The 18,770-nt window shown below is 67.9% G+C and carries 24 protein-coding genes; 15 read left to right on the top strand and 9 right to left on the bottom strand.

What is annotated here, in order from left to right; translation table 11 throughout:
• Nucleotides 1-47: 47 nt before the first annotated feature.
• From KIK09_RS05765 to KIK09_RS05750, 4 genes are all read left to right on the top strand, one after another.
• Nucleotides 48-1,334 (top strand): hypothetical protein, encoded by a 1,287-nt coding sequence (locus KIK09_RS05765; protein WP_214317552.1) that lies wholly within the window; start codon nt 48-50, stop codon nt 1,332-1,334.
• Nucleotides 1,335-1,837: 503 nt separating this feature from the next.
• A complete protein-coding gene (locus KIK09_RS05760; RefSeq protein ID WP_214317551.1) occupies nt 1,838-2,209 on the top strand; it encodes a hypothetical protein in 372 nt (123 codons plus the stop codon).
• 1,162 nt (nt 2,210-3,371) lie between these two features.
• Nucleotides 3,372-3,737 (top strand): hypothetical protein, encoded by a 366-nt coding sequence (locus tag KIK09_RS05755; protein ID WP_214317550.1) that lies wholly within the window; start codon nt 3,372-3,374, stop codon nt 3,735-3,737.
• A gap of 469 nt (nt 3,738-4,206) precedes the next feature.
• Nucleotides 4,207-4,539 (top strand): YnfA family protein, encoded by a 333-nt coding sequence (locus KIK09_RS05750; RefSeq protein WP_214317549.1) that lies wholly within the window; start codon nt 4,207-4,209, stop codon nt 4,537-4,539.
• Nucleotides 4,540-4,542: 3 nt separating this feature from the next.
• On the opposite strand, the gene KIK09_RS05745 is transcribed toward KIK09_RS05750, so the two are convergent.
• Genes KIK09_RS05745 through KIK09_RS05730 form a run of 4 tightly spaced genes read right to left on the bottom strand, consistent with a single transcriptional unit; the run spans nt 4,543 to nt 7,744 of the window.
• Nucleotides 4,543-4,926, bottom strand: coding sequence for a MerR family transcriptional regulator (locus KIK09_RS05745; RefSeq protein ID WP_214317548.1), 384 nt, complete (start codon nt 4,924-4,926; stop codon nt 4,543-4,545).
• A complete protein-coding gene (locus KIK09_RS05740) occupies nt 4,923-5,249 on the bottom strand; it encodes a hypothetical protein (protein WP_214317547.1) in 327 nt (108 codons plus the stop codon). The genes KIK09_RS05745 and KIK09_RS05740 overlap by 4 nt, the downstream gene beginning before the upstream one ends.
• Before the next feature lie 9 nt (nt 5,250-5,258).
• A complete protein-coding gene (locus KIK09_RS05735; protein ID WP_214317546.1) occupies nt 5,259-7,265 on the bottom strand; it encodes a PEP/pyruvate-binding domain-containing protein in 2,007 nt (668 codons plus the stop codon).
• A complete protein-coding gene (locus KIK09_RS05730) occupies nt 7,262-7,744 on the bottom strand; it encodes a DUF2306 domain-containing protein (protein ID WP_214317545.1) in 483 nt (160 codons plus the stop codon). The genes KIK09_RS05735 and KIK09_RS05730 overlap by 4 nt, the downstream gene beginning before the upstream one ends.
• An 86-nt stretch (nt 7,745-7,830) precedes the next feature.
• On the opposite strand from KIK09_RS05730, the gene KIK09_RS05725 reads away from it, so the two are divergent.
• Together KIK09_RS05725 and KIK09_RS05720 are read left to right on the top strand one after the other, a co-directional pair.
• Nucleotides 7,831-8,163: a PadR family transcriptional regulator gene (locus KIK09_RS05725; protein ID WP_214317544.1), complete on the top strand. Its 333-nt coding sequence runs from the start codon at nt 7,831-7,833 to the stop codon at nt 8,161-8,163.
• A complete protein-coding gene (locus tag KIK09_RS05720; RefSeq protein ID WP_214317543.1) occupies nt 8,145-8,717 on the top strand; it encodes a hypothetical protein in 573 nt (190 codons plus the stop codon). The genes KIK09_RS05725 and KIK09_RS05720 overlap by 19 nt, the downstream gene beginning before the upstream one ends.
• Here KIK09_RS05720 and KIK09_RS05715 read toward each other — a convergent pair.
• Nucleotides 8,714-9,745, bottom strand: coding sequence for a flavin-containing monooxygenase (locus KIK09_RS05715; RefSeq protein ID WP_214317542.1), 1,032 nt, complete (start codon nt 9,743-9,745; stop codon nt 8,714-8,716). The genes KIK09_RS05720 and KIK09_RS05715 overlap by 4 nt on opposite strands.
• A 55-nt stretch (nt 9,746-9,800) precedes the next feature.
• Between KIK09_RS05715 and KIK09_RS05710 the strand changes: the two genes are divergently transcribed.
• The 9 genes from KIK09_RS05710 to KIK09_RS05670 all read left to right on the top strand — a co-directional run bounded on the left by KIK09_RS05710 (nt 9,801) and on the right by KIK09_RS05670 (nt 16,097).
• Complete coding sequence (locus KIK09_RS05710) at nt 9,801-10,094, top strand: ArsR/SmtB family transcription factor (RefSeq protein WP_214317541.1); 294 nt, start codon at nt 9,801-9,803, stop codon at nt 10,092-10,094.
• Nucleotides 10,095-10,165: 71 nt separating this feature from the next.
• Nucleotides 10,166-11,551 (top strand): FAD-dependent oxidoreductase, encoded by a 1,386-nt coding sequence (locus KIK09_RS05705; RefSeq protein ID WP_214317540.1) that lies wholly within the window; start codon nt 10,166-10,168, stop codon nt 11,549-11,551.
• Between the two features lie 14 nt (nt 11,552-11,565).
• Nucleotides 11,566-11,835, top strand: a complete 270-nt coding sequence (locus KIK09_RS05700; protein ID WP_214317539.1) for a hypothetical protein — start codon at nt 11,566-11,568, stop codon at nt 11,833-11,835.
• Nucleotides 11,832-13,085 (top strand): MFS transporter, encoded by a 1,254-nt coding sequence (locus KIK09_RS05695; protein WP_214317538.1) that lies wholly within the window; start codon nt 11,832-11,834, stop codon nt 13,083-13,085. Before KIK09_RS05700 ends, KIK09_RS05695 begins: the two co-directional genes overlap by 4 nt.
• 20 nt (nt 13,086-13,105) lie before the next feature.
• Nucleotides 13,106-13,426, top strand: a complete 321-nt coding sequence (locus tag KIK09_RS05690) for a metalloregulator ArsR/SmtB family transcription factor (protein WP_443678874.1) — start codon at nt 13,106-13,108, stop codon at nt 13,424-13,426.
• Complete coding sequence (locus KIK09_RS05685) at nt 13,423-14,430, top strand: ArsO family NAD(P)H-dependent flavin-containing monooxygenase (RefSeq protein ID WP_214317537.1); 1,008 nt, start codon at nt 13,423-13,425, stop codon at nt 14,428-14,430. The genes KIK09_RS05690 and KIK09_RS05685 overlap by 4 nt, the downstream gene beginning before the upstream one ends.
• A gap of 74 nt (nt 14,431-14,504) precedes the next feature.
• On the top strand, nt 14,505-14,717 hold the full coding sequence (locus tag KIK09_RS05680; RefSeq protein ID WP_214317536.1) for a hypothetical protein: 213 nt from the start codon (nt 14,505-14,507) through the stop codon (nt 14,715-14,717).
• A complete protein-coding gene (locus tag KIK09_RS05675) occupies nt 14,714-15,826 on the top strand; it encodes a M28 family metallopeptidase (protein ID WP_214317535.1) in 1,113 nt (370 codons plus the stop codon). The genes KIK09_RS05680 and KIK09_RS05675 overlap by 4 nt, the downstream gene beginning before the upstream one ends.
• Nucleotides 15,810-16,097 (top strand): hypothetical protein, encoded by a 288-nt coding sequence (locus tag KIK09_RS05670; protein ID WP_214317534.1) that lies wholly within the window; start codon nt 15,810-15,812, stop codon nt 16,095-16,097. Before KIK09_RS05675 ends, KIK09_RS05670 begins: the two co-directional genes overlap by 17 nt.
• Nucleotides 16,098-16,100: 3 nt before the next feature.
• Here the strand turns inward: KIK09_RS05670 and KIK09_RS05665 are convergent, their stop codons facing one another.
• The 4 genes from KIK09_RS05665 to KIK09_RS05650 form a co-directional block, all read right to left on the bottom strand.
• Entirely contained in the window at nt 16,101-16,847 is a 747-nt protein-coding gene (locus KIK09_RS05665) for a PIN domain-containing protein (RefSeq protein ID WP_214317533.1), read from the bottom strand.
• 174 nt (nt 16,848-17,021) lie between these two features.
• Nucleotides 17,022-17,420, bottom strand: coding sequence for an arsenate reductase ArsC (locus KIK09_RS05660; protein WP_275955995.1), 399 nt, complete (start codon nt 17,418-17,420; stop codon nt 17,022-17,024).
• 13 nt (nt 17,421-17,433) lie between these two features.
• Nucleotides 17,434-18,084 (bottom strand): arsenate reductase ArsC, encoded by a 651-nt coding sequence (locus KIK09_RS57415; RefSeq protein WP_214317531.1) that lies wholly within the window; start codon nt 18,082-18,084, stop codon nt 17,434-17,436.
• A 3-nt stretch (nt 18,085-18,087) separates the two neighbouring features.
• Nucleotides 18,088-18,759: an arsenate reductase/protein-tyrosine-phosphatase family protein gene (locus tag KIK09_RS05650; protein ID WP_214317530.1), complete on the bottom strand. Its 672-nt coding sequence runs from the start codon at nt 18,757-18,759 to the stop codon at nt 18,088-18,090.
• Between the last annotated feature and the right edge of the window lie 11 nt (nt 18,760-18,770).

Raw genomic sequence — 18,770 nt, 5'->3', positions numbered from 1 at the left:
TACCCATGCCGTTGAGCGCATTCTCGGTTTCTACGGAAGAAGGCCCGATGGACCATCTGTTACCCGACCAGAGCCTGAAGATCAACGAGACGCTGGAGTCGAACAACGGCTGGCTCCGGCTCATCCTCCAAGGCGATGGCAACCTGGTGCTCTACCGCGCCCAGGTCGGACAGCCGCTGTGGGCGTCCGACACCGCAGGCCAACCGGCGGCTATGGCGATCATGCAGGGCGATGGCAACCTGGTGCTCTACGACCCTCAGGGAGTGCCGTTGTGGGCTGCCGGTACCGACGGCCACCCTGGCGCCCGGCTGGTTCTCCAGGATGACGGCAACCTCGTGATCTATGACGGCGCGGGGAATGCGCTGTGGGCGTCGGACAGCGTCCAGGATTTCAGCACCCCAACGATCCAGATCGTCGACGGCTACTCCTATGTCGAGACGTCAGAGCGGTGGAAGGAACTCTGCGCCGCCCTGCCGTGCTTCCTGGCCCTGCAGTGGCCCGGGTACGCCTCGACCATCGTCGAGACCGTCATCGACGGCCAGCCAGTGGTGATCCAACTATGGAAGGGATGGTGCCAGAAGTTCCTCGGCATCCCCAGCTTCCCCGGCGGCATCGGCGCGGAGGTGGGCATCTACCGGCGCATCCCTGGAAAGCTCCGCCCCACCTCCCTACCCTTCCTGCCCGCACCTCTCGAAGCTTTCGTTCTCAGCCACCTGGCGAGCCTGACCGACAACGACCTGTGGTGGCCCGCACCTGAACTCAGCGCCCGCCTGCAATTCACCTTGATCAACCCCTTCACCAACCAGCCGTTCTTCGCCGCGGGTCAGGAGACCTCGTACTGGCTGGCCAAGTGGATGAACGAGACGAGCTACGTGCGGTACTGGTTCAGCCACGGCCACATGCCCGCGCTGCCGCAGGACTACATCCTGGAATACACCGTCAACGAAGTGACCCGCCGTTGGCCATCGCTACCGACAGGCCCGCCAGCCGCCGGTGACGACATGCAGCCGGGTGAGGTACTGACCTCGAACGCCTCCATCGGGTCGGCCAGCGGGCGATTTCGCCTGACGTACCAGGACGACGCCAACCTCGTGCTCTACCGCGACCCCGAGGTGCTGGCACTGTGGGATACGCGCCCCAAGCCCGGCGGCGTCGGGGTGTGCATCATGCAGGACGACGGAAACCTTGTCGTCTACAACGCGAGCGCCCAGCCGGTCTGGGCCAGCAACACAGACGGAAACCCAGGCAGCCACCTGGTCATGCAGGACGACGGGAATCTGGTCATCTACCGCCCGGACGGAACACCCATCTGGGCCAGCAACACAGTGCAGTGAATTCCGCGCTGCGTCAGATGGGCAGGGCCGCACCCGGCTCAAGCGGATGTAGTTCCGATCCAGCCTGCTGGACGCCTTCGTCACTCACACCGGCCTGACCCTCACCAGTGATCCACTATGAACCCTGACCTTTCAACCTCTTCAACCTCTGTAGTCAGGCCAGTGACACCAATCGCGTGCCTTTGCCAAGTGGTCATCAGCCGACTGAAGCGATCCCCACGGCGTCGCGCAGTATTCAGAGGCGTCACCGGAATCATTGTCGGGGAATCATTGTCGGCATCCCAAAGTCCCGAATGCGGAAACCGAAAAGTTGTGTCGTGGCCACATTCGGACACGCATGCCGCCTCTCTTGACGCACTGCTTCATGGAGGTATTGTTGGGCTTCCAGAAAGGTAAAATGGGTGCGGCGCAAGATATCCAAGGTCCCGCCTATGTAAGCCGGGAATCGAAGCGCCAAGCATTCCCGAGTGCAGGCAAGTAATTCAGATGCTATAACGGAAAGATTGACAAGCATCGATCAAGGTGTCCATTTATGGGTGATCACAAAATGGAGGACGATTATGCCTTATCGGACCGCAACGGTTGGACCGATAGTCTACAATCAAGACAATTCGGGCGTCAATACCGACACGACCACGCTCATAGAGTTCAGGCCTGAGCAGTTCGGGGCGCCCGATTCGGCCAAAATTATCCCGGCCAGCGTTGATCAGGAGTACACCGTATCCCGCGGTCTCGCGTATGTACAGAATGTGAGGATCACAGAGGCGAATATCATCTTTGAGGTCTTCACGCAGGCTGCCGGCGGATTTCCGTTCGGGCACCACAGTGGCTCAATCGCCGTATCCACAAGCTTTCAATGGTACTCCGAGGAATAGCCTGGCGCTGTCAGGGCTTTAGTTGGCCACGGCGTCTAGGAAGTTGGTAAGGCGCGAGGGCGGCCGAACTCTGCACCTGCCGAAATTCCATCCATGCAGGTCGCGCGGCACATGAGTACTCGTGGAGGACTCCGCCGAGCCGGTCTCTTCGGCGTATGTCCAAAGCGGCGATTCGCCCTGGATCTGTGATTGGATCGGGCACGACGCGCAGCGGGGCCCCCAGACAGTGGTCGCTGGACGATGTCCACCCATGCCTTTGTGCTGTCCGGGAAGGTGTACGTTCCCGGACGCCGCAGACGACGTGGGCAAACCCCGTCCCGGAACCCCAGTCCATAACCCGTTGACCACACCGGAACCGCGACAATCATCAATGCAATCGGTCGGCGGAGGCCAGGGGGCACGTCTCCACGGCGAGCAGCACGGCGACAGCGTGAGCATCTACACAGAGATTCGGTCCGCCACGATCGTCAGTCTCATGCTCGCCCTGAGTGACGTTTCATGGACAGAACGAGTGACCGCTAACAGGTAAGTTCCCGATCTACCCCGGTGGGCGGGCCTCCATCACCTACTCCCCAGCCCGTCACCGGCACCTAGTGGGGCTACTACTTCCGTTGCTCGGCGATCTCCGTCTGCGGCGGTCAGGTGCGGTAACGGCGGGCGGCGGTGTCGGCGCCAACGGGCAACAACGCTCTGCGCCTGTCGAAAATTGCGTCCGCCCAGCTCACGGGCTGCGAGCTTGGGATGGCGTGCGCGAGCTCCGGCCCTCAGCAGAGGCAGACACATGCGGCACGATGATCGACCGTGCTCCTTCGACTGGCCTATCTCACCGCTACGAACGCTTTCGCCGCGCTGCGGCTGCTACCCATGGGCGATCGGGAAAAGGACGTCGAGATACTCGCCCTGCGCCATCAGATCACCGTGATTGAACGGCAACTCGGCGCCGATGCCAGGGCGAGGTTCGCGCTCGAGGACCGGACCTTCTTCGCCGCGCTCCTGACATCGTTGCCACGTGAGGTCCTGCGCCGGCTACGGCTGCTCGTCTGGCCGGATACCGTCTTGCGCTGGCACCGCGATCTGATGAAACGGCGTCACGCGCGTACCTGCCGGCCGAACAGGCGAGGTCGCCCGCCCACGGTCTGGGAGATCCTCAAGCAGGAAGGGCTTGATCCGGCGCCTGAGCGGGCGTCCACCACCACGTGGCGAATTCCTGCGCTCGCGGGTCGACGCCATGCTGGCCTGCGATTTCATCGAGGCCATCACTTTGAACGGGCAGCGCCGGTACAGCCTGGCGGTCATTGAGCACGCCAGCAGGCGGATCCGCGTGCTGGGCACCACCGCGCATCCGAACGGGAGCTGGGTCATCCAGGCGATCAGGAATCTTGTGAGGGATCTGGAAGGGGCGGGCTGCCGGGCGCGCTACCTGATCCGAGACCGGGATGCCAAGTTCCCGGCCCTCATGGACGAGATCTTGTCCGACGCTGGCATCGAGACCGTGCTCACCGGTATCCGGATGCCGCGCATGAACTGACCATCGCCGAGATCCGCGACGTGGCGCATTCCGGCCAGCCCTTCGGACCACGACTGGCCGACCGGCTCCAGTCATCGCGGGAACGCCTGCACGCCCGCCGACCTGCAGGAAACCCTGCGCCGCCTGGACGCCTTCGAGGCCGCCTACCAGAACAGCGCCTCCGGTAACGGCTTGACCCTCACCCCAGAGGGGAGTTCCTACCGTCGCATCAACAGGCCTCGCTGCAACGGAGGAACACTGTGACCCCGACCGGCTGGCACACAACCCGCAGGGCCAGGTCGAGCCCATCGCCAAGGATTTCGAGATGGTACGGCGAGCTATGACCGAACTCGGCTGGGCAGCGGCGACGCTTAGGCCATAAGCGTCACGACGGCTGCAGGCCGCGGACTATGACAGATCGTCATCTCGCAGCACGAACTGGCCGCCCGTGACGCGCCTCATCGGCTGACCTGGCCGTAGGGTCGTCGTCATGGTCGTGTTGCGTTCCATTGCCCTGTTCGTGCTGGCGGCGGTCGCCGAGATCGGCGGTGCGTGGCTGGTCTGGCAGGGCTGGCGTGAGCAGCGCGGTGTTCTGTGGATCGGCGCGGGCATCGTGGCGCTCGGGCTTTACGGGTTCGTCGCGACCTTCCAGCCCGATCCGCACTTCGGCCGTATCCTGGCCGCTTACGGTGGCATCTTCGTCGCCGGGTCGCTGGCCTGGGGCATCCTGGTCGACGGCTTCCGCCCGGACCGCTTCGACATCATCGGCGCGGTCATCTGCTTGATCGGGGTCGCGGTCATCATGTATGCGCCTCGCACCTGACCGTCAGCTGAGCGGCAGCGGGCAGCGTGGTTCCTTTGCGCACGCGACCAGATCGTCACATCCGGCGTGGATCGCTGTCCGTAGCGTGCCCGCGGTGGCCTGCAGGTCGATGATTCTTTCCTCGACCTCCGCCAGCTTGACCCTGGCCTGCTCCTGGAGGTTGCCATGATGGTGACCCAGCAGATCGGCCACCTCGTCCAGGCTGAAGCCCAGCCTTTGCGCGGCTTTGATCGCTCGCAGCAGCGTCACGGTCTCGGCCGGGTACTGGCGATGGCCGCCGAGCGTCCGGTCCGGTTTTGGCAGCAGGCCGCGCCGTTCGTAGTAGCGCAAGGTCTGCGGGTTCACCCCCGCTGCCTGGGCGAGCTGGCTGCTGCGCAACACGGTCATGCGGATGCCTCCGCGCGGGCGGCCAGCGCGTCCAGCACCGGGACGTGCTCGGAGGGTACGGCCACGTCCAGGGTCAGCTCGTCAGAGATGGTCAGCGTGAAGGTGAAGAAGGAGCAGCACTGGTTCTCCCTGGTCGCCAGCTCGGCCGATCGCGCCGCGGTCTCGGGATCGCGGGTCAGGCCCAGCCGCAGCAGTTCCGGCCGCGGCCGGGTCACTGACAGGACGGCCTGCGAGAACAAGGCATCGAACTCGGCAACTCGCAGCGGCTGCTCCTCGGTCGGCAGCGTGCACGCCTGCGGCGGTACCCAAGGTTGGAGGTCCATGCTTCGACGTTAAGCCTGTACCTCGGTACCGGATGCAAGCCCGGTCTGGACAACGCCCTGCGAGCCGTCCACGGCTACGGGCTGCCCGTCGCGCAGCCGTACTGTGGCGTCGCCGGTGGCGACGACGGCGGGGATGCCGTACTCGCGGGCGATCAGCGAGGCGTGCGCGGCGGCCGATCCGCCGTCGGTGATCACGGCGACGACCCGGCTGAAGAGTGGTGTCCAGGCGGGTGCGGTGGTGCGGGCGACGAGCACGTCTCCGGGCTTGACCTTGGCGAAATCGCCGGGGTCGAGCACGATGCGGGCCGGTCCGGTTGCGCGTCCGGCGCTGGCGGGCTGGCCGTACAGTTCGGACCCGGTACGGCGAGCCACACCGAGCGTCCGGGCGAGGTGGCGGCCGATGAGGGGCGGCGGGGAGCCGAGGGACAGCGGGGCGACCAGGCGGCGCTGCCGTTCCCAGACTCGTCGGCGTTTGCCCGCGGGTCCGCCGGTGGACAGTTCCTCCTGGGTCAGGAAGAACACATCCGCAGGCGTCTCGAGGAGGTCGTCATCGGTCAGGCGCCGGCCGATCGCCAGGATCGCTGCGCGGAGGCGGGGCCAACCGAGGGTGAGGAGGCCGGCCTGCTCTTCGCGGATCACCGCATAGCGCTGCGCTGTGCGCAGCATCGCGGTGAAGCGAGGGCGCAGGCCGGGCTTGAGCCTGTCGAGGCAGGCGCGTTCGGCTGCGAGCCGTTCGTCGACGAGGTTCTGCCGGGGTGGCGGGGCGGGCTGGGTGGTGGCGGTGGGGTGGTACCAGTCGAGGCTGTAGACGGCGTGCGGTGCGAGGCTGAGGTCGGTGTGCGGCAGGCCGCGCAGCAGAGGTGCGGGATCACCGAGATGGTGACGGCGCATGAAGCGGGCCAGGCAGGCCTCCATCTTCCAGGCGGCGCCGCCGACCACGGCCAGGTACCACAGGTGCCGTCCGGCCATCCGGCCGATCTCATCGACTCCAGACGCAGCGCGGTAGGCGGGCAACAGCTCGTCGTGCCAGCGTTGGTACATGTCGCCGAGCAGGGCACGGTCGGCACCGGCCGGGTCTCGTCCCGTCCGGATCAGTGCGTTGACCATGAAGGTCAGGTTGGGCAGGTGCTTCAGTGACGGGATGGGGCGGGTGTAGTACCAGCCGTTGACGATGGCATAGGGGAAGTGCGCCTCGCTGCCCGTGGTTTCGCGTATCCCCTCGCGGAAGCCCTGGTCGAGCAGTTCGAGCAGCCACTCGGCGAACAGCGGGGTGACCGGGTCGGGCAGCCATTCGCCGATCCGGAAGTTCCGCACCCACAGCCCGGGTCCCGGCGGCTGCCATGCGACCGGCTCGGGCAGGGCGGTCATCGGCCGGGCTTGCAGCAGGTAGAGCTGTCCGTCCTCGATCGCCCACTCGATGTCCTGCTCGTCGCCGAACTGCTCTCGCACCCTCAGCGCCAGCTCGGCGACTGCCATGGCGTGCTCAGGAGTCAGCACCTCATGCCCTGAGGCCTGGCCGCCGCGCACGATCCACTCCGCGCCGACCACTCGGCCGGACACCAGGGCCTCGCCCAGCCCACGAACCGCAGTGATCACTACTTCGTCACGCGCGCCGGTGACCGGGTTGGCGGTGAACGCCACCCCAGCCGCCTCGGCGTCGACCATGCGCTGCACCAACACGGCAACGCCGCTGGAGGCTCCGTAGGCGGCCACTCGCTCGGCTGCGGCGGAGGCGCGGCACCGCCGTACGGCGTCTATCAACTCGTCGGCCGGTACGTTCAGGTACGTCTCGTACAGACCGGCGTAGGACGCCTCGGCCAGGTCCTCCGACACGGCCGACGACCGCACCGCGAAGGTGCCGGTCACCCTGGCGAGCTCTCCGATCCTCTCGTCGGCGGGAATGACGAATCCGTCCGGTACGGCGAAGCCGTCCGCGGCGAGCAGCGCCAGGTTGGCCGCCTTGGTCCCGATCACGGCCCGGTCCAGGTCTGCCGCGTCCCGCAAGTTGATGATCATGAGGTCACCTTCGTCCGCTGGAGAGCCCGCAGCAGGATGGGGATGCCGATCAGGCTGGGCAAGACCCAGAAGGCCCAGGTGGGGAGCAGGTCCCAACCGGGCAGGTTCGGCCCGTTGTCGACGTAGAAGCCGGTCAGCAGCGCGATGTAGGAGGCGCCCATCCCGGCGCCGTGCACACGGCGGCTGCGGTGCCGGTTCAGGTACCCGGCCAGGGCAGCGGCTAGTGCGACGGCACCGATCACGAGTAGGTGGATGTCGTACGGCCAGCGGATGACCGCCATCGTGGTCAGGCTCGCGAAGACCGCGCACATCGCCCAGACATAGACCCGTCCGGCGGCACGATGTCGCCGCGAACCCTTGCGAGACAGGGCAGCCAACGCGCCGCAGATGACGCAGGTCAGGCCGGTGGTGATGTGGATGGCAAGCGCGGTCAGGAAGAGTGGCCCGGTGGATGGGATGGGCAGGCCGAGGAGGTCCATGCCACCTCCATAGGTAGCAACGCTATATATAGCAACGCTACTCCGGCGATTGCCCGCCAGGAAGCCCCGATGTAGCGTTACTACCTATGAGGGCGGAAACGCTCAAAGGCCACCTGGACGGGCTGCTGCTGGCCGCGCTTGAGGATGGCCCGCGCCACGGTTACGCCGTGAAGGAGGCCCTGCGGGACTCCACCCAGGGCCGCATCGACCTGCCCACCGGCACTGTGTACCCGGCGTTGCACCGATTGGAGCGGGCCGGGCTGATCGCCGGGAGCTGGTCGGTGGTCGACGGGCGGCGCCGCCGTACCTATGAACTGACCGCACGCGGCCGCGAGGCACTGAACAGCGAGCGAGCCGGATGGCGCGACTTCGCGAGCGCCGTCAGCGCGGCACTGGGACCATGGCCGGCCACCAGCTGATCGCCGATCAGCTGACGATCCTGGCCGAGCGGCTGCCCGCCCCCGCGGTCGACGAACTCGCCGACGGCCTCGAGGAGACCTACGCGATTCACCTGGCCAGAACCGGGAATCCCGATCAGGCGGCTCGCACGGCTATCGCCGAGTTCGGCGACGCCGACACCATCACCGCCGCCTTCATCCGCGACTCGCCCTCACGTAAGACCGCGCTCTTGCTGGTGACGATCGGGCCGCTCGTCGGGCTGGTCTGGGGTTCGGTACTGATCGGCTCCCGGGTGTGGACCTGGGCGCCGCCCCTGGGAGGCCGCGTCCTGTACGGCGCCGTGCTGCTGGCCGTGGTGGCCACTCTGCTCCTGACGATCCGCGAGAAGCGCGCCTACCGCCGAGCGCGCAGGGCGATTGTGGGGGCGTCGGTCGGCACGATGGTCCTGGACGGACTCATGGTGGCCTTCGCGCTGAGCTCTCACTTGGCGTGGCCGCTCATCATCGGGGTGGCCGCGAGCCTGTTCCGCATGGCACTGACCGCCCAGGGACTTCCGACGGTCCTGCGGTCCTAGAGCCCGTAAGCAGCGAGCGCGCCGCCAGCCCAGGCAGCCAGTGGTGCGGCGATGTGGTCGGCGTCGGCGGTGACGCCGCGCAAGGTGTTGGAGGCGAAGGAGCGCTGGAACTCCAGCCCGACGTGTGCCAGGCCGGGGTGTGAGGTGGAGATGCCGCCGACGTGCTCGACGGGGCCGAGCGGGGCCAGGTAGCCGAGGTCGGGCCGGTAGCCGGTGGCGAAGATGACGGTGTCGACCTTCTCCCGCGTGCCGTCGGACCAGATGATCGCGTCGTCGTCGAAGGCGGTGAACATCTCGCGGCGATCCATCCGGCCGTCTTGCAGGGCAGCGGCGTAGTCGCCGGTGTCCAGGACGAGGGTGTGCTGGGCGATGCGGGCCGGCCAGGCGGGTGGGAGGGTGTCGAAGCCGGTGGTGGTGTGCCAGTAGTGGATGTCCTTGCCACCGATCATCTGCGGCACGAGTTGGACCGGGTAGCGGGTGGCCAGGGTCACGGTGGCCACCTCGGCGAGTTCGTAGCCGACCTGGACGGCGGAGTTGCCCGCGCCGACGACGACGACGCGTTCGCCCTGGTGCTGCTTGGGGTTGCGGTAGTCGGCGACGTGCAGCTTGCGGCCGGTGAAGTGCCCGGGTAGGTCGGGCACGTAGGGGTTGCCGAAGGAGCCGGTGGCGGCTACGACTCCCGCGGCGGGGATTTGCTGGCCGTCGGCGGTGTGCACGACGAACCCCGGCTCGACCCGGGTGACGCGGGTGTTGGTGCGGATCTCGATGTCGAGGCTGTCGGCGAAGCGCTGCAGGTAGTCGACGACCTCGTCACGATGCGGATATCCGTCGGGATCGCCGGGGAACGGGTGGCCGGGGATGGCGCTGTAGCGGGCAGGGGAGAAGAGGGTGAGGCTGTCGTAGTAGCGGGACCAGGAGCCGGTGGGCTGGTCGCCTGCTTCCAGCACGATGGGGTCGAGTCCTGCGGTCTTGAGGGCGCGGGCGGCGGTGAGGCCGGACTGGCCGCCGCCGATGACGATCGTGTCCATGTCGCCATATCGTATCGTCAAATCGCGAAATGACAATATGAGATAGGATGCGGTCATGGAGTTGACCGAAGCGGCGCGGGGCCTTCTCAAGGCGCTGGCCAGCGAGACCCGCCAACAGATCATGTTCCTGTTCAGCGGCGAGATGGAGTTGACGGTGAACCAGGTCGCCGAGCGCCTCGGGCTGGCCCAGTCGGCGACCTCGACCCACCTGGCGACCCTGCGCGACAGCGGTGTGCTGCTGGCCCGCCGGGAGTGGAAGACCGTCTACTACCGGGTCAACCCGCAGGGCATCGACCAGGCGCTGACCGATCTGCGAGCCGCGCTGCAGTCCTGTTGCCCATCATGCTGATTTGACAATCCTCTAATCAGGGGTGCATGCTGCCTACTACTTCGACAAGCTTCTAAACAGGAGGCGCCGTCATGAGCGACGGATGCTGCAGCACCACCACATCCCTTGAGCTTGAGCAGGTCTCCCTGAGCGGCGACTCCAGCGCCCTTCCGGTCGTGGTGATCGGCGCGGGCCCCGTCGGGCTGGCTGCCGCGGCGCACCTGGCCGAACGCGGCATTGACTTCCTGGTCCTCGAAGCCGGAACCCGGGTCGCCGCCGCGGTCGCGCAGTGGGGGCACGTCCGCGTCTTCAGCCCGTGGAAGTACAACATCGACGCCGCCGCCCGCCGCGTGCTGGCCGCCACCGGGTGGGAGGCGCCCGATGGCGAGTGGCTGCCGACCGGCGAAGAGCTCATCGAGAACTACCTGGCCCCGCTCGGCAAGGCGTTCGACGACCGCCTACGGCTTGGCGCCGGCGTCACCGCCATCAGCCGCCTCGGCTACGACCGGGTCCGCACCAACGGTCGCGAGAGCGTGCCCTTCCTCGTCCGTCTCGACACTGGTGAAGAGCTACAGGCCCGCGCGATCATCGACGCCTCCGGCACCTACACCAGCCCCAACGTGCTGGGCGCCAGCGGCCTGCCCGCCCACGGCGAAGACCTCGTCGAAGTCGACCACGCCCTACCCGACGTGCTCGGCGCCGACCGCGAACGGTACGAGGGCAAGCACGTTCTGGTCGTCGGCGCCGGTCACTCTGCGGCTACCACCCTGCTCGGCCTGGCCCAGCTGGAGAACACCCCCATCACGTGGGCGATCCGGGCAGGAAGCGCCACCCGTACCTACGGCGGCGGCGAAGCGGACGCGCTCCCCGCACGCGGCGCGCTCGGCACCCGCCTGCACGCCCTCGTCGAATCCGGCCGCATCCGGCTGCTGACCGGCTTCTACGCCCACACCGTCACCCCCGACGGCACCGTGATCAGCCGCGATCCGTCCGGTCACGAGCAGCGGGTCACGGCCGACCGGATCGTCGCCGCCACCGGCTACCGTCCCGACCACTCGATCGCGAGCGAGCTGCGCCTGGACCTGGACCCGATCCTGGGCTCGACCCGAGCGCTGGCTCCACTGATCGACCCCAACCAGCACTCCTGCGGCACCGTCCCGCCCCACGGCGTGGACGAGCTGGCACACCCCGAGCCCGGCTACTACGCCGTTGGCGTCAAGAGCTACGGCCGCGCCCCCACCTTCCTCATGGCCACCGGCTACGAGCAGATCCGCTCGGTCGTCGCCGCCCTGGCCGGGGACTGGGAAGCCGCCCGCGACGTCCAGCTCGACCTCCCCGAGACCGGCGTCTGCTCCTCGAACCTGGCTGAAGCCCAGGAACAGCGCGTCGGCCTGGCCACCGGTATCAGCGGCGGCCTGCTGTCCACCTCGCTTCCGCTGGTGTCCGTCACCGAGGGCGGCGGCAGCTGCTGCGGCTGACCAGGGAGATCGACATGTCAGATGGTTACCCCACCGCCGCTCAACGCGAGGCGCTGCAGATCATCTGCGACCACCCCGCCATCGACAGCCAGAACCTCAGCCGGTATCTGGTCGCGGCCCGCCGTACCAGTAGCAATCCCGGCTATGCGAAGGCGATCGCCCGCATGGCAGGAATGCTGGCCTGGCGCCTGGAGTCCCAGGGCTTCATCAACGAGACCAACGGCATGTGGGCAACCACCGCTCAAGGCCGGACGCTCGTCGGCTGTACCGGCGAGCCGGCGTGAGCTCGACCGCTGGGACCGCCGCCCCTGACACCAGAGGCGACGGTCACCCGCGTTCCCGGCACGGCTGGCGGATCGTTGCCGCGCTGGCCATCACCCAAACCATCGGATACGGCGTGCTCTACTACGCCTTCTCCGTCTTCCTCACCCCCATGGCCCGCGACCTGCGCGCCTCCCACACCCAGATCGCCACCGCTCTCACCCTGTCCGTCCTCATCGCGGCCCTGTGCGCCCCGCTGGTCGGACGCCGGCTGGACACTCACGGCGGACGCGGCCTCATGACCGCGGGTTCGATGCTCGGCGCCGTCGCGGTCCTGGCCTGGTCACAAGTGCACAACCTGCTCCAGCTCTACGCCGTCTTCGCCGCCATCGGCATCGCCTGCTCGATGGTCCTGTACGAGGCCGCCTTCGCCGTCGTCCTCTCCTGGTTCGACAGCAAGGCCCGCGGCAACGCGCTCCTGGCGGTCACCATCGTCGCCGGGTTCGCCTCGTCCATCTTCATCCCACTGACCGGCCTGCTGGTGGCCACCTACGGCTGGCGCCTGGCCCTGGTCGCGCTCGCCCTGATCTACGCCGTAACCGCGATCCCGCTGCATGGGCTCGTCGTGCGCCGCACCTCGACTGCCCGCAAGGTCACCGAGGACCGCGCCGAGATCGTCAAGGAGGCCGTCCGCCGCCGGCCGTTCTGGCTGCTGGTGATCGCCTTCACCGCAAACGGCGGCGCCGTGTCGGTCATGGCGGTCCTGCTCGTCACTTACCTCATCCACCTCGGCCACGCACCGGTCCTGGCCGCCACGCTCGCCGGGCTGCTCGGCGTCCTGTCCGTCACTGGACGCCTGGTCACCACCGGCCTGCAGACCCGCCTGCCCGTCGCGCTCATCGCCGCCACGATCTTCGCGCTCCAAGGCGTCGCCGTCCTGCTGCTACCGCTCGCAGGCAGGACCGTCCCGGGCGCGATCGCCTGCGTCCTGGGGTTCGGGCTCGGCTTCGGGATCGCCTCCATCACGCTGCCGCAACTGCTGGTCAAGCAGTACGGCACCGCCGCCTACGCCTCCATCTCCGGCCGTATCGCCGTCTTCTCCGTCGCCGACAAGGCCCTCGCACCCCTCGGCGCCGTCGCCCTGGCCCGGGCCATCGGCTACACCTGGGTCATGACCGCGGTCGCCATCGCCAGCGTGATCGCCGCATTCGCACTGGTCGCCTACCACCGCGTATCATTTCGACAGATGTCGAACCAGGAGGCGCCGTCGTGACCACCACCTCTCTCCCCGTCGTGTGCTGCGCCCCTATCGCCCGCGAACCCATCGGCGAACAAGACGCCGCCGAACTGGCCACTCTGCTGAAGGCCGTCGCTGACCCGGTCAGGCTGCGCCTGCTGTCGATGATCGGCTCCCACGCGGGCGGCGAGGCCTGCGTCTGCGACCTGACCGATGCCTTCGACCTGACCGCCCCCACGATCTCCCACCACCTCAAGGTGCTCCGTACGGCCGGCCTCATCGACGGCGAACGCCGCGGCACCTGGGTCTACTACCGCATCATCCCCGAAACCGTGGCCCGGCTGGGAGAGCTGTTCACCCCGCTCGCCACCGTTTGAGCATCGTCGTCATCGGCGCCGGCCAGGCAGGCCTGGCAGCCGGGTACTACCTGCGCCGCGCCGGCCTCGACTTCACCATCCTGGACGCCCAGGACCAGCCCGGCGGCGCCTGGCAGCACGCCTGGCCATCGCTGCGCCTGTTCTCGCCCGCCCAGTACAGCTCGCTGCCCGGCCGGATGATGCCCATTCCCGCCGACGGCGGCTACCCCACCGCCACCGACACGGTCGCCTACCTCACCGACTACGAACGCCGCTACGACCTCCCGGTGATCCGGTCCACGACTGTGCACGCCGTACGGCGAGCACCAGACGGCCTGGTGGTCGAGACCGACACCGGCACCCGGCAGGCCAGCACCGTCATCAGCGCCACCGGCACCTGGCGTCGCCCCTTCATCCCGCACTACCCGGGCACCTTCGCCGGACGCCAGCTGCACGCCGCCGACTATCGCGGGCCCGAGCCGTACGCCGGTCAGCGGGTCGTCATCGTCGGCGGCGGCAACTCCGCCGCCCAGATCCTCGCCGAACTCTCCCTGGTCGCCACCACCACCTGGGTCACCCTGCGCCCGCCCCGGCTGCTGCCGGACGACGTGGACGGCCGGGCCCTGTTCGCGCTTGCCGCCCGCCGCACCCAGGGCGGTGCAGGCATCAGCGACCTGGGCGACATCGTCGCCGTCCCACCCGTGCGCGAGGCCCGCGACCGCGGCGTCCTCAAGGCCGAACCCATGTTCGCCCGCCTCACTCCCACCGGCGTGACGTGGAAGGACGGCAGCACCCTGGAGTGCGACACCATCATCTGGTGCACCGGCTTCCGCCCCGCCCTGAGTCACCTCGCGCCGCTGAAACTCCGCACCCGCGACGGCCTCATCCCCACCGACGGCACCCGCGCACTCGGCGAACCCCGCCTCCACCTGCTCGGCTATGGCGACTGGACCGGCCCTGCCTCCGCCACCCTTATCGGCGCCGGCCGTACGGCTCGAGACATGGTCAAGCAACTCGCTAATTAGATGAACTTCTATATTGACGATTCTCTAATCAAGGTGCCATCCTGCTTAGACATCCATCTAATCCAGGAGGACGCATGACCACCGGAGGATTCGTCAGCGACCCGACCGAGGCCTTCAACCCGCCCAACGCGAGCGGCTGCTGCGGCGCACCGGCTGCAGAGGCAGCGACAGAGCCCACCGGCGAGGTGGTCTGTTGCGGGACCACGGCAGAGGCGGCGGCCGAGTGCTGTGGCCCCGTGCCCACCGAAGCCGAGGTCGCCGCCGGCGCCAGCCGGTGCTGCGGATGACCACCCTGGAGACAAAGATCTCCCTCGACCGGATGCGGGCCACGATCGACGCCCTCGCATCGGACGAGTTCGCCGGTCGGCGGGTCGGCACCCCGGGCGCGCGGCTGGCCGGGGACTGGCTCGCCGACCAGCTACGCGGGCTCGGAGCCGACGTCCGGGAGGACCACTTCCGCGCAGCCGGTGTCCGGGAGGTGTACGAGACCCCGATCATGCACATCGGACGCCCGCTGGAGCACCGCCGGGACTTCGCCGAACACGTCGCATCCGGCGAGCTGGCCGAGCCCCGCACCGCCCTCGGGGCCCAGGAGGACGCCCCGTCCCTGCGGAATCGGTGGGTGCTCGCAACCTCGGTCAGCATCCTCGACAGGGCGGAGGCCGAGCAGACCGCTGGGGTGATCCTTCCCCGAGGCACCGATGCGGACGGCTGGATGCCCAAGATGATCACCGGCCCCTCACCCAGGCGGATCCCCATCCTGAGCGCTCGCTCGGACCTGCACGCGGAGCTCGCGGGCAGAACGGTCACAGCCTCGGTACCGATGCGGACTGTCGAGGCGACCGGGCGCAACCTCCATGGCAGCTTCCCCGACGCTGGCATCTTGTTGACCGCGCACTATGACGGCGTCGGGGACGATCCAGAGATCCAGCTACCTGGAGCTGCCGACAACGCTTCCGGCGTGGCCGTCGTCCTGGAGGCGGCTCGCCTGCTCGGCGTCAGCGTCGCTCTGCTGGACGCCGAGGAAGCCGGCGCGCTCGGCTCCGCCCACCACGCATCCCACGTGCCCGCCGACACTGTCGTGATCAACGTTGACGGCGCCGCCAAGCTCGGCCCCACGGCCTCAGTGGAAGCCGGCGGACCGGCCCACGCGCTGCTCGCCGTACTCGATCAGGCTGGAAAGCAGGTCGGCGTGCCGCTGCGCGGCGCACCGGTCGCCTCCGACAACCGCCGCTACGCCGCAGCCGGACTGGCCGCCATCGGCATCGGCATGGGCATCCCGGGCTACCAGACCCCGGCTGAAACCCCCGACCGGGTCGAATCGGAAACCCTGCTGGCGGCCGTCCGGCTCGTCGTCACCACCGTGAGGATGTTGCGCCATGCCAGGAGCCAGTGACCAGACCCGCCCCGTCAAGGTAGTCAACGCGAACTGGGTAGCCGGAGAGGACGGTGACGACGGCCGCTTCGAGCTCATGATCGTCACCGAGGACGACCAGCGCCACACGATCTCACCCAGCCCGGCATCGACGACCGCCTTGATGGCCCTGATCCAGGCCAGGTCGATCCTGCTGTGGGATCCGGAGAACCGTACGCTGATCGCCGCCAACCTCGTCGGCACCTGGCTGGCCCCGACCGGCCTGACCCGAGCCAACCTCGTGATCGAGTAGCGGCTAGGTGCGCGGTGGTTCGTTCGGTTCGAGCTTCTGCTGCAGCTTGACGACGTTGAGTCCGGCCTGGCGAGCGCGTGTGGCCTGGCCGGTGTCGTACGTGATCAGCGTGATCTGCCGACCAGCCAGGGCCTCGATGGCTACGGCCCTGTCCACGATCTCATCGTCGTTGATCGGCAGGCGACGATGAGATGGAGGATCGAAGACGACCTCGACGGTGACCGGGCTGATCTGCCTGCCCTCATCATCGGTAGCGTGCGCGTCTCGCTCGCGCAGCACACCGATGTCGTTGGGGGAGTTGAGCAGTCGGTCGATGACCGCCAGGGTGTACTGCGCGCGCCAACGCGTATGGTTCTTGCCCTGCTGCTTCAGGTTGTCGAGTTCGTCGATGACGACCATGGGAAACAGGAGATGAACCGGCTCGTCCCCCCACACCTTCACGACAGAACCGAGGTTCAGCTCTTCGAGCTTCTGCGGATGCTGGATGTAGAAGCTGGTGTCCGCGACAACGAAGCGGCCTGCACGCGACCAGCGATGCACCTGTTGTTCGAAAGCGTCGAGCGCGCCCTTGAGATCGGCTTCGCGCTCCTCAAGTTCAAGATCGACCAGGGCTGCGAGGGACGCCCCTCGCTCCTTAGTCAGATCCGCAGAAGCGATCCCCTGCTGCAAGGACCAGTACCGCCTCGTCATCACGAGGCGGTCAAGATCTTCCGCACTGACTTGGTTGCGTAGAAGCGTCACAGCTTCCATGGACCACTGCAAGTAGTGGACGCACTGGTCGTAGGTGGTACCACCAGCAGCGCGCCCGCTGACCGCGAGCGCATATGCCTCACGAAGTGCTTGGCGGACGTTCCTTCGATCCGCGCCCGGCAGAGGAGTTACGAGCACCCGGCCAGCATGGCAGGTAGAGCTGACAGAACCACGTCATGTCAGCTCGGCGATCAGCTCCTCCACGCGTGTTCGGATCTCGTCGCGGATGGGGCGGACGGCGGGCAGGGATTGGCCGGCGGGGTCGTCGAGTTTCCAGTCCTCGTAGCGTTTGCCGGGGAAGATGGGGCAAGCGTCGCCGCAGCCCATGGTGATGACCACGTCCGACGCCTCCACGGCGTCAACGGTGAGGAGCTTGGGCTGCTCGGTGGTGACGTCGATGCCGACCTCGCGCATGGCCTCCACGGCGACCGGATTGATCTGGTCGGCCGGCGCGGATCCGGCGGAGCGGACTTCGATGCGGTCTCCGGCGAGATGGGTGAGCCATCCGGCGGCCATCTGGGAGCGTCCGGCGTTGTGGACGCAGACGAACAGGACGCTGGGGCGGTCGCTCAAGAGCGGGTTCCTTTCATGCGGTCGGGATGCTGAGCTGTTCGAGGAGGTTGCGGACGCGGCGTTCGATCTCATCGCGGATGGGGCGAACGCCGTCCACCGCCTGGCCCGCGGGGTCGTCGAGCTCCCAGTCCTCGTAGCGTTTGCCGGGGTAGATCGGGCAGGCATCGCCGCAGCCCATGGTGATCACGACGTCGGCGGCGCGGACGATCTCCTCGGTCCAGGGTTTGGGGTACTCGCGGGAGATGTCGATGCCGCGTTCGGCCATGGCGGCCACGGCGGCCGGGTTGATCTCGGCGGCGAATTCCGAGCCGCCTGACCAGGCCACCGCGCGCTCGCCGGCCAGGTGCTGGAAGAAGCCGAGTGCCATCTGGGAGCGTCCGGCGTTGTGCACGCACAGGAACAGTACGACGGGCCGGCCGTCGTGCCGGCCTTCGACGCGGGCCAGGGCGTGCAGGCGCTGGCGGGCGAAGCGCTCGGCCAGTAGCGGCAGGTAGTTGGGGATCGTGCCGTGGACGGCGAACTGGTCGTAGCTGGTGTGCAGGAAGCGTTGGATGGTCTCGGCGCCGAAGACGCCGGTGAATTCGTCGGCCAGGCGGCGGGCGGCGGTGAACAGGGCGTGCTGCTGGTCGACGGACAGGTCTGGGTGTGGATAGGTGTGGGACATGGCTCACTCCTGCGGGGGGTGTACGGCGGGCGCGAGGCGGTGGACACGGGCGGCGAGGTCGGCGTAGGCCCGCTCGAAGTCGTCGTCGGTCCCGGTGCGGACCGGGTCGGGGACGGACCAGTGGAGGCGCTCGACCTCGGTGAGCTCCTCGTGGGCGGTGTCGCAGACGGTCACGACCAGGTCGTCTGGCCGCAGCGTCTGGTCGATGTGGCGGGTAGCGGCTTTGCCGAGGTCCAGGCCGTGCCGTCGAGCGATGCTGATGGCGCGGGTGTGGACGTGAGGGGCGGGATGCGTGCCCGCCGAGGTGACGGGCACCGTACTGGCTCGACGCCACAGGGCGGCGGCCAGTTGTGAGCGCGCGGAGTTGTGCGTGCAGACGAACACGATGCGAGGTGCGGGCACGGCCAGGAGCGGTGTGAGACTTGCCAGCGATCCCGGGATCAGGTGCAGGTAGGTGCGGCGGCGGTCGCCCTCGGAGCGGTGCCGTTCGACGATGCCGGCTTCTTGGAGGAGCTTGACGTGGTGGGCCAGCAGGTTGGTGGGCAGGCCGAGCTCGCGCCCGAGGTCGCCGGGGGAGGCGTCGCCGAGCAGGAGCCGGTCGACGATGGCCAGGCGGCCGGGGTCGCCGAGTGCCGCGTGCACCCGGGCGCGTGCTTCCAACGAGTCAGCGTCCATTGACTCAATAA

The organism is Nonomuraea sediminis, assembly GCF_018531495.1.
Lineage (GTDB): Bacteria > Actinomycetota > Actinomycetes > Streptosporangiales > Streptosporangiaceae > Nonomuraea > Nonomuraea sediminis.
Note: the sequence above shows the minus strand (reverse complement) of the source record. Positions and strands in the feature narration are given on the sequence as shown.

Coding starts and splice junctions, on each gene's coding strand:
- KIK09_RS05745 (WP_214317548.1), bottom strand. CDS start 4,926: ATGACCGTGTTGCGCAGCAGCCAGCTCGCCCAGGCAGCGGGGGTGAAC.
- KIK09_RS05765 (WP_214317552.1), top strand. CDS start 48: ATGGACCATCTGTTACCCGACCAGAGCCTGAAGATCAACGAGACGCTG.
- KIK09_RS05710 (WP_214317541.1), top strand. CDS start 9,801: ATGGAGTTGACCGAAGCGGCGCGGGGCCTTCTCAAGGCGCTGGCCAGC.
- KIK09_RS05675 (WP_214317535.1), top strand. CDS start 14,714: ATGACCACCCTGGAGACAAAGATCTCCCTCGACCGGATGCGGGCCACG.
- KIK09_RS05735 (WP_214317546.1), bottom strand. CDS start 7,265: ATGATCATCAACTTGCGGGACGCGGCAGACCTGGACCGGGCCGTGATC.
- KIK09_RS05730 (WP_214317545.1), bottom strand. CDS start 7,744: ATGGACCTCCTCGGCCTGCCCATCCCATCCACCGGGCCACTCTTCCTG.
- KIK09_RS05680 (WP_214317536.1), top strand. CDS start 14,505: ATGACCACCGGAGGATTCGTCAGCGACCCGACCGAGGCCTTCAACCCG.
- KIK09_RS05670 (WP_214317534.1), top strand. CDS start 15,810: ATGCCAGGAGCCAGTGACCAGACCCGCCCCGTCAAGGTAGTCAACGCG.
- KIK09_RS57415 (WP_214317531.1), bottom strand. CDS start 18,084: ATGTCCCACACCTATCCACACCCAGACCTGTCCGTCGACCAGCAGCAC.
- KIK09_RS05715 (WP_214317542.1), bottom strand. CDS start 9,745: ATGGACACGATCGTCATCGGCGGCGGCCAGTCCGGCCTCACCGCCGCC.
- KIK09_RS05650 (WP_214317530.1), bottom strand. CDS start 18,759: ATGGACGCTGACTCGTTGGAAGCACGCGCCCGGGTGCACGCGGCACTC.
- KIK09_RS05750 (WP_214317549.1), top strand. CDS start 4,207: ATGGTCGTGTTGCGTTCCATTGCCCTGTTCGTGCTGGCGGCGGTCGCC.
- KIK09_RS05725 (WP_214317544.1), top strand. CDS start 7,831: ATGAGGGCGGAAACGCTCAAAGGCCACCTGGACGGGCTGCTGCTGGCC.
- KIK09_RS05740 (WP_214317547.1), bottom strand. CDS start 5,249: ATGGACCTCCAACCTTGGGTACCGCCGCAGGCGTGCACGCTGCCGACC.
- KIK09_RS05720 (WP_214317543.1), top strand. CDS start 8,145: ATGGCCGGCCACCAGCTGATCGCCGATCAGCTGACGATCCTGGCCGAG.
- KIK09_RS05705 (WP_214317540.1), top strand. CDS start 10,166: ATGAGCGACGGATGCTGCAGCACCACCACATCCCTTGAGCTTGAGCAG.
- KIK09_RS05700 (WP_214317539.1), top strand. CDS start 11,566: ATGTCAGATGGTTACCCCACCGCCGCTCAACGCGAGGCGCTGCAGATC.
- KIK09_RS05665 (WP_214317533.1), bottom strand. CDS start 16,847: ATGGAAGCTGTGACGCTTCTACGCAACCAAGTCAGTGCGGAAGATCTT.